General features: G+C 70.8%; 13 protein-coding genes. 1 reads left to right on the forward strand and 12 read right to left on the reverse strand.

All coding sequences use genetic code 11. The features are described from left to right. Positions 1–35 precede the first annotated feature (35 nt). From gspN to FHS97_RS05765, 12 genes are all read right to left on the reverse strand, one after another. Positions 36–755: a type II secretion system protein N gene (gene gspN / locus FHS97_RS05710; RefSeq protein WP_184034393.1), complete on the reverse strand. Its 720-nt coding sequence runs from the start codon at positions 753–755 to the stop codon at positions 36–38. Then, positions 755–1,228, reverse strand: coding sequence for a type II secretion system protein GspM (gene gspM / locus FHS97_RS05715; protein WP_184034396.1), 474 nt, complete (start codon positions 1,226–1,228; stop codon positions 755–757). Before gspM ends, gspN begins: the two co-directional genes overlap by 1 nt. Beyond that, entirely contained in the window at positions 1,225–2,313 is a 1,089-nt protein-coding gene (gspL, locus tag FHS97_RS05720; RefSeq protein ID WP_184034399.1) for a type II secretion system protein GspL, read from the reverse strand. Before gspL ends, gspM begins: the two co-directional genes overlap by 4 nt. Continuing rightward, the gene (gene gspK / locus FHS97_RS05725; RefSeq protein WP_184034402.1) at positions 2,310–3,278 is read right to left on the reverse strand and encodes a type II secretion system minor pseudopilin GspK; all 969 of its coding nucleotides are present in this window, start codon (positions 3,276–3,278) and stop codon (positions 2,310–2,312) included. The genes gspL and gspK overlap by 4 nt, the downstream gene beginning before the upstream one ends. Beyond that, on the reverse strand, positions 3,265–3,942 hold the full coding sequence (gene gspJ / locus FHS97_RS05730; RefSeq protein WP_343053382.1) for a type II secretion system minor pseudopilin GspJ: 678 nt from the start codon (positions 3,940–3,942) through the stop codon (positions 3,265–3,267). Before gspJ ends, gspK begins: the two co-directional genes overlap by 14 nt. Next, positions 3,939–4,340: a type II secretion system minor pseudopilin GspI gene (gspI, locus tag FHS97_RS05735; protein ID WP_343053383.1), complete on the reverse strand. Its 402-nt coding sequence runs from the start codon at positions 4,338–4,340 to the stop codon at positions 3,939–3,941. Before gspI ends, gspJ begins: the two co-directional genes overlap by 4 nt. Next, positions 4,327–4,794 (reverse strand): GspH/FimT family pseudopilin, encoded by a 468-nt coding sequence (locus tag FHS97_RS05740; RefSeq protein WP_184034408.1) that lies wholly within the window; start codon positions 4,792–4,794, stop codon positions 4,327–4,329. Before FHS97_RS05740 ends, gspI begins: the two co-directional genes overlap by 14 nt. Further along, complete coding sequence (gene gspG / locus FHS97_RS05745; RefSeq protein WP_184034411.1) at positions 4,769–5,209, reverse strand: type II secretion system major pseudopilin GspG; 441 nt, start codon at positions 5,207–5,209, stop codon at positions 4,769–4,771. The genes FHS97_RS05740 and gspG overlap by 26 nt, the downstream gene beginning before the upstream one ends. A gap of 8 nt (positions 5,210–5,217) precedes the next feature. After that, on the reverse strand, positions 5,218–6,441 hold the full coding sequence (gspF, locus tag FHS97_RS05750; RefSeq protein ID WP_184034414.1) for a type II secretion system inner membrane protein GspF: 1,224 nt from the start codon (positions 6,439–6,441) through the stop codon (positions 5,218–5,220). 146 nt (positions 6,442–6,587) lie between these two features. After that, a complete protein-coding gene (locus tag FHS97_RS05755) occupies positions 6,588–8,168 on the reverse strand; it encodes a GspE/PulE family protein (protein ID WP_184034417.1) in 1,581 nt (526 codons plus the stop codon). Beyond that, positions 8,165–10,381, reverse strand: coding sequence for a type II secretion system secretin GspD (gene gspD / locus FHS97_RS05760; protein WP_184034419.1), 2,217 nt, complete (start codon positions 10,379–10,381; stop codon positions 8,165–8,167). The genes FHS97_RS05755 and gspD overlap by 4 nt, the downstream gene beginning before the upstream one ends. Then, positions 10,378–11,271: a type II secretion system protein N gene (locus FHS97_RS05765; protein ID WP_184034422.1), complete on the reverse strand. Its 894-nt coding sequence runs from the start codon at positions 11,269–11,271 to the stop codon at positions 10,378–10,380. The genes gspD and FHS97_RS05765 overlap by 4 nt, the downstream gene beginning before the upstream one ends. Positions 11,272–11,388: 117 nt before the next feature. On the opposite strand from FHS97_RS05765, the gene FHS97_RS05770 reads away from it, so the two are divergent. Then, a complete protein-coding gene (locus FHS97_RS05770) occupies positions 11,389–12,018 on the forward strand; it encodes a prolyl hydroxylase family protein (protein ID WP_184034425.1) in 630 nt (209 codons plus the stop codon). Positions 12,019–12,114: the final 96 nt, after the last annotated feature.

Consider the following 12,114-nt stretch of genomic DNA (forward strand, 5'->3'; position numbering starts at 1 on the left):
CCCCTAGCGGCACCGCAGCGGGTTCGTCAAGCGGTTCAGAAGCGTCCATCGATCGAGAAGGTCCGCGCCGCGCCATTGGCCGCGAAGCCCGCGCCATCCAGCCGCGCCGCGATCACCGGATCGGTCGGGACGAGGGTAAGGTCGGCGCGATAGCGGCCATCAGGCCAGAGCCGGAGATTGACGCCCTCCCCGGCGCCGCTGGCGAGCGGCAGCAGCAGCGCACCCGCGTCGCAGCGCGCGCTGCCGCTCAGCGCGCCGGGCAGCGGCTGGCTGAGGAACGCGCCGGCGAGGCTGGCGCGGACACGGCCCTCGGCGGCCTGGCAGGCGCCATCCACGAACCGTACGGTGACGCCGTCGAGGTTGAGCGCGGATACGGGGAGCGGCGCAAAGGCGTTGCCGGGCGAGAGCGGGCCGCTGGCGTCGAGCACCGCGGCGCGATTGCGCCCGATCTCGACCACGCCCGCCAGTCGCTGCGCCGGATCGTTCGACTCGCTCGCCAGCGCGATCCGGGCGCGACCGATCAGCAGCGCGAACGGCGACAGACCGGCGTCGAGATCGCCGAGCGCGATATCCCCGAACCGCGCCTCGACCAGCCGCCCCGACCACAGGCTGCCAGTCACTTCGCGCGCGGCGAACCCTTGCCCGTCGAGCCCGCTCCAGCCGAGCGCGAGCCGCAGCGGGAGAAAGGCGAGCATCGCCGCCGCGAAGAGCGCAAGGAACAACGTGCGGCGACCAGTGGTGAGCGGGATACGCATCAGATCCCCCGTGCGCGCAGCGTCATCGTCGCGGTGACACTCCCCGCGCCATTGCCGGAGACACTCAGCGAGTCGACCAGAATCCCCTCCGCTTCCAGTCCGCTGATCCATTGCATCAGCGCGCCGGCGCGCGCGGTCGCGATCGCGGCGCGGAGGCGGTCGGGCGCCTCGACGTCGAGGCTGGCGAGCGTGAAGCCCGCGGCGTCGGCGCGCGCGCGGACGATGTCGGCGAGCGGTGCCGACAGCGGGGTCGCGCGGCGCTGCAACGCCTTGACCTGCCGGAGCCCGGCCTGCGCCGCGCCGAGCCGGATCACCGCATCGGTATAGCGCTCGCGCGACGAGGACAGGCCATCGCGGACCGGGCGGATCACCGCGCCCCACACCAGCGTCACCGCCGCCAGCGCGACCATCACCAGCAACAATCGCCGCTCGCGTAGCGAGCGTCCGTCGAACCACGCCTTCAACGCCGTCATGACCGCACCGTCATGTCGCCGGTCAGGCGACCGGCCGATTGCTGGAAGACACTCGACTCGACCGTGAACCCGGCGTCGGCGAGCCGCGACTTGACCGTATTCGCCTGCGCCTCGCCCGCCAGCGACAGCGACACGCGCAGCGCGCCGTTCGGCTCGAATTGCAGGGCAGTGATTTCGGTGTCGGGCACCGCCTCGACGATCGCGTACACCGCCGCAGCGGTGCGGGTGAAGCCCTGCCCCGGCCCGCGCAGCGCCGACAGGCGCTCGCCGAGCATCCGGCTCGCATCGCCGTCGCCGGTCCCGCGCGGCAACCCCTGTCGCGCGATCGTCGCGGCGCGCTGCTCGATCGCGTCGGCGCCGAACGAATAACGCATGATCCGCACGACATCGATCGCCAGCGTCGCCAGCGCCGTCAGCCCGACGAGCACCGCTAGCCGCCGCACCAGCACCCAGTCGATCGCGGTTCGCCTGCGACGCCGCGCGAACGCGCCTTGCCGCAGATCGATCACCGGCTCGGCGACCGCCCCGATCGCCGCGGCGCGCAGCGCGTCGCGATCAACCAGCCGCGGGGTCTCGCCGCGCGTCACCAGCCCGGTCAGCACCGGTTCGTCCGCCCAGCCGGTCGTGCGGCCGCGCGCCACCACCTGCCCGCCGAGGTCGGCGCGGACATAGCCCTCTTCGGGTTCGGGCAGCAGCAGCGGCGCAGGCACGACCGCGGCCGGATCGACCCCGCCGCGCGCCAGCGCCGCCAGCCACCCCGCCATTCGCGCCGGGGCGACGACAGCGATCGCGCGCTCGCCATCGCGTTCGCGCCCGACCGCGACATGCAGGTCATGCGCCGGCTCGGCAGTGGCGTCGCTGACCACGACGCGCGCCGCCGCCAGCGCCTGCGCCGGGGAACGCGCGGGCAGCGACGCCCAGTGCAGCGTCACCGCATCGGCGGGCGCGACCGCGACGACGCGGTCCTCCGCCGTGACCTCGGGCAATCCCTCACCTTCACGCTCGACCATATCGTCGCGGATCCGCCACCAGCGCCACGGCTGCGAATCGTCGGGGGGCAGGAAAAGGAGCGTCGCAACGGTCATGGTACATCCCCCCATTGCCGCGTCACGAGCCGGACGGGAAGAGTCCGCGCGTCGATCAGCCCTTCCTCATGCAATTCCGCGCCGCCATTGACCACGTCGATGCGCAGCGCGAACCATTTGGTCGTCACGCCGGTCTGCGATTGCGCGCCGATATCGGTCGCCCCGCCCGCGCTCGCCAGTTGCGCCCAGAACTGCCCGGCCTGCGCATAGCCCCCCGGCGGGCGGCGGAGCAGCAGCCCCTGCGCCTGTGCGACGCCCATCGTATCGGGCAGCAGCATCGCGAGCAACGGCGCCTGTTCCGGGAGCAGGGTGTTGACGTTGAGCACCGATTGCCGCGCGACCGGCAGGGTGCAGACCCAGGGCTGGATCAGCTTGTACGCCTCGGGGGTGACACCCTTCACCGCGCGCAACTCGCTGACATCGGCCATCAGCGTGCCGGCGGTGCGATAGCCGCGGTAGGCGCTGTTCTCCGCGCCGCCGGGCAGCGGATCGTCGTCGCTGTCGAGCCAGTCGGCGGTCGCCACCGCGATCGCATCGCCATCGGGTACGCGCAGCAACCGCAACAGCCGCTGGAAGCGCGTCAGCGCCTGCGGGTTGACGAGATAGGCGTCGCCGAAGCCGAAGGTGACCAACCCGTTGAGGTTGAAGCAATTGCCGCCATCGGTGACCCGCGCGGTCGCGGTGCCGCCCGGGATCGGCAAGCCGAACGGCCGCCCGCTCCACCCGCCGGTCAGCGCAACGCGGTCGCGGCTCTGTTGCAGCAGCGTCGAGACGCGGCGCGTCGCCAGCGTCTCCGCGGCATAGGCGTAACCACGCGCGGCATCGAGCGCGACCGCATTGGCGGCGAGCCGCGTCGACAGCCGCAACCGCTCCAGCGCGCTCGCAGCCATCACCGCGATCACCGCGACGAGCAGCAGCACGGTGAGCAGCGCGGCGCCGCGCTCGCCCGGCCTAGCGCGGCGCATCGATCGCGCCGGCCGGGGTGCCGGGACCGGACCCCTGCTGGCCGTTGTTGGTGTCGTCGGTGGTGCGCGGGGCGCCGGTGCCGACGAGGAACAGCAACCGGTAGGATTGCCCGCCGGCACGCACGAGGAACAGCTCCATCGCCTGCGGCAGCGACGCGCGTTCGTCGCCCTGCCACGTATCGCTCCACGCACCGGCGTAGCGGAAGCGAACGCGCACCTCCTGCACGCGGTCGACCAGCAAGGCCGCGGGCAGCGGCGCGGCGCCGTCGAGCGCGGGATAGGCGACGCGCTCGATCCCGTCGGCGGACAGGCGATATTCGACCTTTTGCACCGTCGCGCGCGGGGCCTGATCGGGGTTGGCCCAGCCGCCGCGCACGAAGCGCAGGATCGGTTGGGCGCTGCGGTCGCCCGAGAAGGCGGGGAACAGCGTGCCCGCGGCGTCGCGGGTCGGGCGATCCTGCGCCTGCGCCATATCGGCGGTCATGATCGACACCAGCCGGTTGAGCGCGGCATTGTCGTCGAGCGCCGCACCGGTCGCCCCCTGCGCACGGACGCTGAACGCGAGCAGAGCGACACCCGCCGCGGCGATCATCCCGAAGATCATCAGCGCGATCATCACCTCGACCAAGGTGAAGCCAGCGTCATGCGTCCTACGGCGGGTCACGGCCCGGTCCTGACTTGTGCGACCGGCGCGGGCGGGGGACGGACCATCGTCGCGCGACCCATCACCGCGCCGCCCGCGTCGCTGACCGCGACGTCGATCCGCTGCACATCGCCATCGCCGAGCGGCTGCGTATCGCGCACCCACGTCCAGGTGCGCCCGCCGGCCTGCTCGACGCCGGTGGCGCGCCCGCGCGTCGGCGGCTGCGCGTCGGTGACCGCCTCGATCGCGACGTTGCGCGCGACGATCTGCGCGAGCAGCGCCGACGATACGAATCCGGTCGAGCGGATCGTCTGTCCCTCCAGCCGGATCAGCGCCAAGGCGGCGAGGCTGAACACGACGAGCGCGACCATGATCTCGACCAACGTGAAGCCGCGCGTGCGCGGGTCAGCCCGCGACACGGACGGTCCCGTCGGCATCGATCACCACGTCGGTCCGCATCCCCTCGCGCGTCAGCGTCACGGTCATCGCGCGATCGGCGAGCCCGGTGGTGTCGAAGGTAAGCCGGTCGCGCGCCGGGCCGGTGGTCGCGGTGCCCGGCTTCCAGCGCTCGACGCCGAGCGCGCCGTCGAGCGGGGTCCATGCCCCGCCGCGCCACTGGTCGAAGCCATAGCCGCCCGGCGTCACCCACAGGCTGACCGGACGCGCCTCGACGATCGCGGCATCGTGCGCGGCGCGGGTGCGCACCGCGAAGCGCGCCGCCTCGTCCATCAGCCGGCCGCGCGTGTCGGGCATCATCAGCACCGCCGCCGCCGACGCGAGCCCGATGACGGTGATGACCGCCATCAGCTCGATCAGCGTGAAGCCGCGCTGGCGCGCCGGTAGCGCGTTACTGCCAGGACCCGATATCGGCATCGATCCCCTGCCCGCCGTCCTTGCCGTCGGCCCCCAGCGTCCAGACGTCCGCCGCGCCGTGCTGACCGGGCGAGGCGTAGAGGTACGGGCGGTTCCACGGGTCCTGCGGCAAGCGCTTGATGTAGCCGCCGGCCTGATAGCGCGCGGCGTCGGCACCCGCCGGCGGGGTGACCAGCGCCTGCAAGCCCTGCGTCGTCGTCGGGTAATTGCCCATTTGCAGCCGGTAGAGTTCGAGGCCCTGCTCGATCGTCGCGATGTCGGCCTTGGCCTTCTGGATGCGCGCGGTGTCGCCCGAGGGCAGCACGTTGAGCGCGACGATCGTCGCGAGCAGGCCGATGATGACGATCACCACCATCAGTTCGACGAGGGTGAAGCCGTTGCGCTTCCGGCGGCGGTTCTTCTGTTCGGTCGACATAGGCAATCTCATTGTCCGGCCAGCGTGTTGAGCTGAAGAATGGGGAGCAGGATCGATAGCACGATCGTCGCGACGATCGCGCCCATGATGACGATGATGAACGGTTCGAGCAGCGACATCGCGGTCGCGGTGAAGCGGTCGAACTCGCGCTCCAGATAATCGGCGGCGCGCTCCAGCATCTCGTCGAGCCGCCCCGCCGCCTCGCCGCTCGCCGCGAGATAGACGAGCAGCGGCGGGAAGACCCCGGCGCGGCGCATCGCCGCCGAGAGGCTGCCGCCGCCGCGGATCGATTCGGTGATCTCGTCCGACGCCGCCTTCAGCCGGCGGTTGCGGATCGTGCCCGCGGTGAGGCTAAGCCCTTCCAGCAGCGGGAGACGGCTGGCGACCATCGTCGACAGGGTTCGCGCCATTCGCGCCGCATGGAGATCGCGGAACAGCCGCCCGAGCAGCGGTACGCGGAGCAGCCACGTATCGAACGCCAGCCGGATCGGCGGCTGACGGAGCGCCGCCCATGCGCCGAACCCCAGCGCGACGAGCACCAGCAGCATGAGCCACCACCAGCCGACCAGCACGTCGGACAGGCCGATCACGAGCCGGGTGAGCAGCGGGAGTTCCTGACCGACCGTGTCGAATTGCTCAACCACCTGCGGGACGACGAAGGTCATCAGCGCCAGCACGACACCGAGCGCCACGGCGGCGAGCACCGAGGGATAGGCCATGGCGGTCAGCAACTTGCCGCGGATTTCGGCCTGGCGTTCGAGGAGCGTCGACAGGCGCTCCATGATTTCGGGCAGGCTGCCCGAACTTTCGCCCGCCGCGACCATCGCGCGGTAGAGCGGCGGGAAGCTCTTCGGCTCGCGCGCCATCGCATCGGCGAGCCGGCGGCCCTCGACGACCGCGCTGTGGACGGTCTGGACGATCGCGCGGACGCTCTCCTGCTCGGTCTGGCGGGTGATCGTGCGGAGCGATTCCTCCAGCGGCGAGACGCGGTTGAGCGTCGCCAACTGACGGGTGAACAAGGTCAATTGCTTGCCCGACATCTTCGCGCGGCCGAGGTCGAGGCCGAACAACGGGCGGCTGCGCGCCTGCGGGGTACTGCCGGGTTCGAGGCGGACGACGTACAGCCGCTTGCGGTCGAGCGCGGCGCGCGCGGCGTCCATGTCGGTGGCGCTGACGTGCCCGCGCGTCTCGTTCCCGCGCGTGTCGATCGCCAGATAGTCGAAGTCAGCCATGACCTTACCCGCCCCTCCCTGAAAGGGAGGGGTCGGGGGTGGGTAGCGGCCGGGTGGTGCGGAGCCGCCAGCGCGCGTCGGAACGTACCGCGGACACGCTACCCTCCCCCAGCCCCTCCCTGAGAGGGAGGGGGGCACGTTGAGGCTTAGTGCGCATCGACGATCGCCACCTCGGCGGCGTCGGCATTTTCACTGCGCGAGACGCGAATCGCTTCTTCCGCAGTGGTTTGGCCGCTCTCCACCAGCCGCCGCGCCGCCGTGGCGAGCGTGTCGTTGTTGGCGAAGGTGTGGCGCGCGATGGCATCTTCGTCGCCGCCCTCGTTGATCAGGCGGCGGACGGTCGCATCGACGCGGACCGCTTCGTAGACGCCGATCCGGCCGCGGAAGCCGGTTCTGTTGCAATTCTCGCAGCCTACCGCCTCGTAGACGGTCGTCGCCGGATCGATGCCGAGCAGCGGCGCGACCGTCTTCGATGCTGCCACCGGGCGCGCGCAATGTTTGCACAAGCGTCGCACAAGGCGCTGCGCGATCACCGCGCGCAACGTCGAGGCGAGCAGGAACGACTCGACCTTCATGTCGCGCATCCGCGTGATCGCGCCGACCGCGTCGTTGGTGTGGACGGTCGACAGCACGAGATGGCCGGTCAGCGACGCCTGCACCGCGATCTCGGCGGTTTCGCGGTCGCGGATTTCGCCGATCATCACCACGTCGGGGTCCTGCCGCAGGATCGCGCGCAGCCCGGCGGCGAAGGTCAGCCCGACCTTGGCGTTGACCTGCGTCTGACCGACGCCCTCGACCGCATATTCGACCGGGTCCTCGACGGTCAGGATGTTGCGGCTGCCGTCGTTCAGCAACCGCAGCGCGGCGTAGAGCGTCGTCGTCTTGCCGCTGCCGGTCGGCCCGGTCACCAGCACGATGCCGTTCGGCTCGGCGATCGCCTCGCGCAGCAGCGCGTACATCGGCGCGCTCATCCCGAGCGCGTCGAGGTCGATGCCGGCATTCTCCTTGTCGAGAATACGCAGCACGACGCGCTCGCCCGCACGGCTCGGCAGCGTCGAGACGCGGACGTCGAGCAACTTGCCGCCGAGCGTCAGCCCCATGCGGCCGTCCTGCGGCACGCGCCGCTCGGCGATGTCGAGCCGCGCCATCACCTTGATACGGCTGACCACCACCGGCGCGACATGCGGCGGCATCCGCAGCGTCTCGCGCAACACGCCATCGATGCGCATCCGCACGACGAGGCCGGTCTCATAGGGCTCGATATGGATGTCCGACACGCCGTTGCGCGCGGCATCGGCGATGATCCCGTTGATGAGCCGGATCGCGGGCGCATCGTCGGCGGTGTCGAGCAGATCCTCGGCGGTCGGCAAGCCCTCGGCGAGCAGATCGAGTTCGTCGCCCATGCCGACCGCGGCGGCGGCGGTCGCCTGCCCGTCCATCGCGTAATTTTCGCCGAGCAGCCGGTCGAACGCGGCGGGTGCGACCACCGCGACATCGAAGGCGCGACCGAGCACGCGCCGCACCTCGATCAACGCGCGCGGGTCGCTGCCCTCGCGCAGCGCGACGCCGTCCCCATCGAGGACGACGCCGAATTTACGCGCGAACGCATAAGGCAAGGCGAGTGGCGGGACGACCGGCACCGAGTCGCTCAGCACCGTCGCGCCGTCCGGTGCGGGCGGCAGCGGCGCGGCAGCCGCATCGATCTCCGCGCCGGTGCGCAGGATCATTTGCGCTTGCTCCCAGTGATGACGCTGGTCGAGTTGCGGTAGACGGGCACGCCGACGCGCGGGTCCTCGATGCTGCCCGGTTCGCCCGGCGCGGGCAGCGGCGGGGTCGCGCCCATGTAATCGCGCACCAGCTCGTCGATCGACGGTTCGGCCGTCGGGTCCTGCAAGCCCTGCTGGAGGCGCAGATAGCCGTAGCGGCGTTCGGTGACGCGGCGGTTCTCTTCCGCGGAGCGGATCACGGTCGGGCGGATGAAGATCATCAGGTTCGACTTGGCGCGCGTCTTTGCACGGCTCTTGAAGAGGTTGCCGAGCACCGGAATGTCGCCGAGGAACGGGATCTTCTCGATCGTGCGCCGCTCCTCGTCGGAGAGCAGCCCGCCGATGACGCCGATCGCGCCGTCGTCGACGGTCAGCACCGTCTCGACCTCGCGCTTGTTGAGGATCAGGTCGGAATTGTTGCTGCTGACCGGGCCGGCGATCGAGCTGACCTCCAGATGGAGGTTCATCTTGATCGTGCCCGACGAATTGACCTGCGGGCGGACGTCGAGCCCGATGCCGACGTTCTGGCGCTGCGTGGTGCGGAAGGCATTGTCGAAATTGTTCGACAGCGCCTCGCCGGTGGTGATCGGAATCTCCTGCCCGACCAGCGTATGCGCTTCCTGATTGTCGAGCGTCATGATCTGCGGGACTTGCAGCAGGTTGGACTGCGTATCGCTCTTCACCGCGTTGATGATCGCGCCGAAGATCGTGCTGCCGACCTGCCCGCCGAACCCGCCGAACCCGCCCTGCGAGCCGATGATCGAGCTGATCGCGGATTGCGTGAGTTGGTTCGACGCGCTGTTGTTGACGTTGGTGGTGGTGCGGGTGCCGTCCGGCGCGACCACCGTCGTCTGCGTGCTGCCGAGCCGCTGCGCGCCGACCGCGCCCGCGATCTGGAGGATGTTCGGCGCGGAATTGCTGAACGTCGAGGCGGCGAACGCGCCGCCGTCGATGTTGCCGAGCAGGAATTGCGCACCGAGCCGGTTGACGGTGCTGTCCGACACTTCGGCGACGATCGCCTCGACCAGCACCTGCTGACGGCGCTGGTCGAGCTTGCGGATCACCTCGGCGAGCTGGCGCTGGACGTCGGCGGGGGCGGCGACGACGATCGCATTCGCGCCGGCATAGCGCGTCACCACCGCCGCGGTGCGCGCGCCCTCGCCGCGGATCGCGGCCTGTTGCGGCTGGCTGCCCGATTGCTGGGTCGCGGTCTGCTGCGACTGGCTGCGCGTCGCGGGCTGCGGGGTCGCGCCGACGCCGGTCGAACCGGTGCTCGACGTGCTGAGCCCGGTGCGGCTGAGCCCCTGTTCCTGCACCGCGTCGGGCGCCTGGCCGACGAGTTGCTGAAGCACCGGCAGTAATTGATTGGCGTCGGCGTTTTCGAGAAAGACGACGCGGATCTCGGTCGCGTTGCGCGCGCTCTGGTCGAGTTCGCGCGCTAGCCCGGCAAGCCGCGCGACGGTCTGCGGGTCGCCGCGCAGCGCCACCGCGTTGCTGCTCTCGATCGCGACCGCCGAGGCACCGCCGGTCGCCGCCGCCGCGCCGCCCTGCGCGCCGCCGCCGAGCAGGCCGGTCAGCGCGGTCGCGACCTCGCTGGCGCGTGCGTTCTTGAGCGCGATGATCCGCGTCGCCGACGTGTCGGCGTCGATCCGCCGCACCACTTCGCGGACGCGGCGGACGTTGTCGGCGAAGTCGACGACGACGAGGCTGTTCCCGCCGCGGTTGGCGGTGACCGAACCCTGCGCGCTGACCAGCGGCCGGACGGTGTCGACCGCCTGCGCGGCATCGACCGAACGCAACCGGATGATCTCGGTGACGAGTTGGTTGCGCTGTGACCCGGCGAGCCCGATCCGGCCCGGCTGACTGGCGGCATTGTCGATCGGCTGGACGCGGAACGCGCCATTGGCGGTCGGCACCGCGATGAGCGCGTTGGCGCGCAGCGTAGAGAGGAACACCTCCAGATATTCGCTGCGCGACAGCGGGCGATCGGTGACGACGGTCACTTTGCCCTGCACGCGATTGTCGATGATGAAGGTGCGCCCGGTCACCTTGGCGGCATCGGCGATGAACGCGCGGATGTCGGCATCGCGCACGTTGAGCGTGGTCTGCGCCAGCGCGGGCTGCACGGCGGCGACGAGCGCGAGCGGAGACAGGAGAATAGCGGTGCGGTTCATCGTGTTACCGGAATGGTGAGCGGCAGCGGCTGGCCGCCGCGTTCCACCGTGAGGGACAGGGTGCCGCCCGACGCGCGCGCGCGGGTGAGCATGTCGAGATCGGACGGGCCGCTGATCGGGCGACCCGCGACCGTGGTGATGACGTCGCCGTCGCGCAGCCCGGCGGCGCGGAAGGCGGTGCCACCCTGCCCGCGGACGGTGACGCCGGTGACCTTGCCGCCCTCGATCCGCGGGATCGCGTTGATCTCGGTACGGAGTTGCTGCGGCGAGACGTTGGCGGCGCCCGGCGCGACCGGCCCGCCGCCCGGCGTGTCGAGCGGCGCGACCGGGCCGGGCGCGGCCGGCGGGCGCGCCGCTGGCGGGGGGTTCTGCGCGGCCTCGCCGGACGGCGCGGTGACGATCCCGCTGCTGCCCGACTGATCGAGGAACAGATCCTCGCTGCGCCCGCCGCGGTCGAGCGTGACGTGATCGAACGCGACCGCCTTGAGCGTGACGCCGGGCGCAACCTCCTCACCCACCGCGATGCTCTTCTGCACGCCGTCCGGGCCGGCGATGATCGCCGCGCCGCGTGCCTGCGCATTGTCCATGCGGGTGCCGTACAGCGTGAGCTGGAGCGAGGTGACCGCGCTCGGCCCCTGCGCCTGCGCCGCGCCGCTGACGCGGTAGAAGGGATCGAAGCCGGCCAGCACCCCGGCAGCATCGGCGGGGATGGTCGGTCCGGCCGGCACCCACGCGCCCAGCGGCGCAACGGGCGTGAGCAACACCCACGCCAGCCGCGCGCATTGCACCGCCAGCACCGCGAGCAGCGCCAATTCGGCCGCGGAATAGACGTTTACCACGGGCAGCCGCCGCAGGATCGCCCGCGCACGGGCATCGAACTTCAATCGCATCGGCCAGGCCAACTCCCCGCGAACGGCCGCTAGGTAAACCATATTACGTGGCTATTGCAGCTTTGTGTAATATTTCTGCGCTTGGGCCCGCGCCTTTACCTGTGGCACTAACCCGCAATGGCCACCGACCCGATCGCCGCCCGGCTCGCCACCCTGCCCGGCTTCCAGCGCCTGCCCAGTCCGAAGCTGACGCTGTTCGTCAGGCGGGCGTTCCTCGACCCGGCGGATTGCGCGCATCTAGTGGATCTGATCGACCTCGGCCGTCGTCCATCGACGATCGCCGACCCGAACGGCGACACCGCGTTCCGCACCAGTGAGACCTGCGACCTGCCCGCAACCGATCGGGTGGTGGCGGCAGTCGACGCGGCGCTGGCAGCGGCGACCGGGCTCGACCCGCGCCACGGCGAGCCGATCCAGGGGCAGCGTTACGCGGTCGGGCAGGAGTTCAAGGCGCATACCGACTATTTCGAGCCCGACGGCGCGGACTTCGCGCGTTATTGCAGCGTCGCGGGCAACCGCACCTGGACCGCGATGATCTATCTCAACGAACCCGAGGCGGGCGGCGCGACGCGCTTCAAGGCGGTCGACAAGACGATCCAGCCCGAGCTGGGCAAGCTGGTCTGCTGGAACAATTGCCGCGCCGACGGCACGCTCAACCCGGCGACGATCCACCACGGGATGAAGGTGCGCGCCGGGACGAAGTACATCATCACCAAATGGTATCGCGAGCGGGCGTGGGGGTGGTAAGCGCTTTCGTCATTGCGAGCGCAGCGAAGCAGTCCAGGGCGTCCTGATCCGGCCCTGGATTGCTTCGCTGCGCTCGCAATGACGTAGCGATTTGTG

Origin of the sequence: Sphingomonas endophytica (assembly GCF_014199415.1) — a bacterium.
Classification (GTDB): domain Bacteria; phylum Pseudomonadota; class Alphaproteobacteria; order Sphingomonadales; family Sphingomonadaceae; genus Sphingomonas; species Sphingomonas endophytica.

Coding starts and splice junctions, on each gene's coding strand:
- gspN (WP_184034393.1), bottom strand. CDS start 755: ATGCGTATCCCGCTCACCACTGGTCGCCGCACGTTGTTCCTTGCGCTC.
- gspM (WP_184034396.1), bottom strand. CDS start 1,228: ATGACGGCGTTGAAGGCGTGGTTCGACGGACGCTCGCTACGCGAGCGG.
- gspL (WP_184034399.1), bottom strand. CDS start 2,313: ATGACCGTTGCGACGCTCCTTTTCCTGCCCCCCGACGATTCGCAGCCG.
- gspK (WP_184034402.1), bottom strand. CDS start 3,278: ATGCGCCGCGCTAGGCCGGGCGAGCGCGGCGCCGCGCTGCTCACCGTG.
- FHS97_RS05740 (WP_184034408.1), bottom strand. CDS start 4,794: ATGCCGATATCGGGTCCTGGCAGTAACGCGCTACCGGCGCGCCAGCGC.
- gspG (WP_184034411.1), bottom strand. CDS start 5,209: ATGTCGACCGAACAGAAGAACCGCCGCCGGAAGCGCAACGGCTTCACC.
- gspF (WP_184034414.1), bottom strand. CDS start 6,441: ATGGCTGACTTCGACTATCTGGCGATCGACACGCGCGGGAACGAGACG.
- FHS97_RS05755 (WP_184034417.1), bottom strand. CDS start 8,168: ATGATCCTGCGCACCGGCGCGGAGATCGATGCGGCTGCCGCGCCGCTG.
- gspD (WP_184034419.1), bottom strand. CDS start 10,381: ATGAACCGCACCGCTATTCTCCTGTCTCCGCTCGCGCTCGTCGCCGCC.
- FHS97_RS05765 (WP_184034422.1), bottom strand. CDS start 11,271: ATGCGATTGAAGTTCGATGCCCGTGCGCGGGCGATCCTGCGGCGGCTG.
- FHS97_RS05770 (WP_184034425.1), top strand. CDS start 11,389: ATGGCCACCGACCCGATCGCCGCCCGGCTCGCCACCCTGCCCGGCTTC.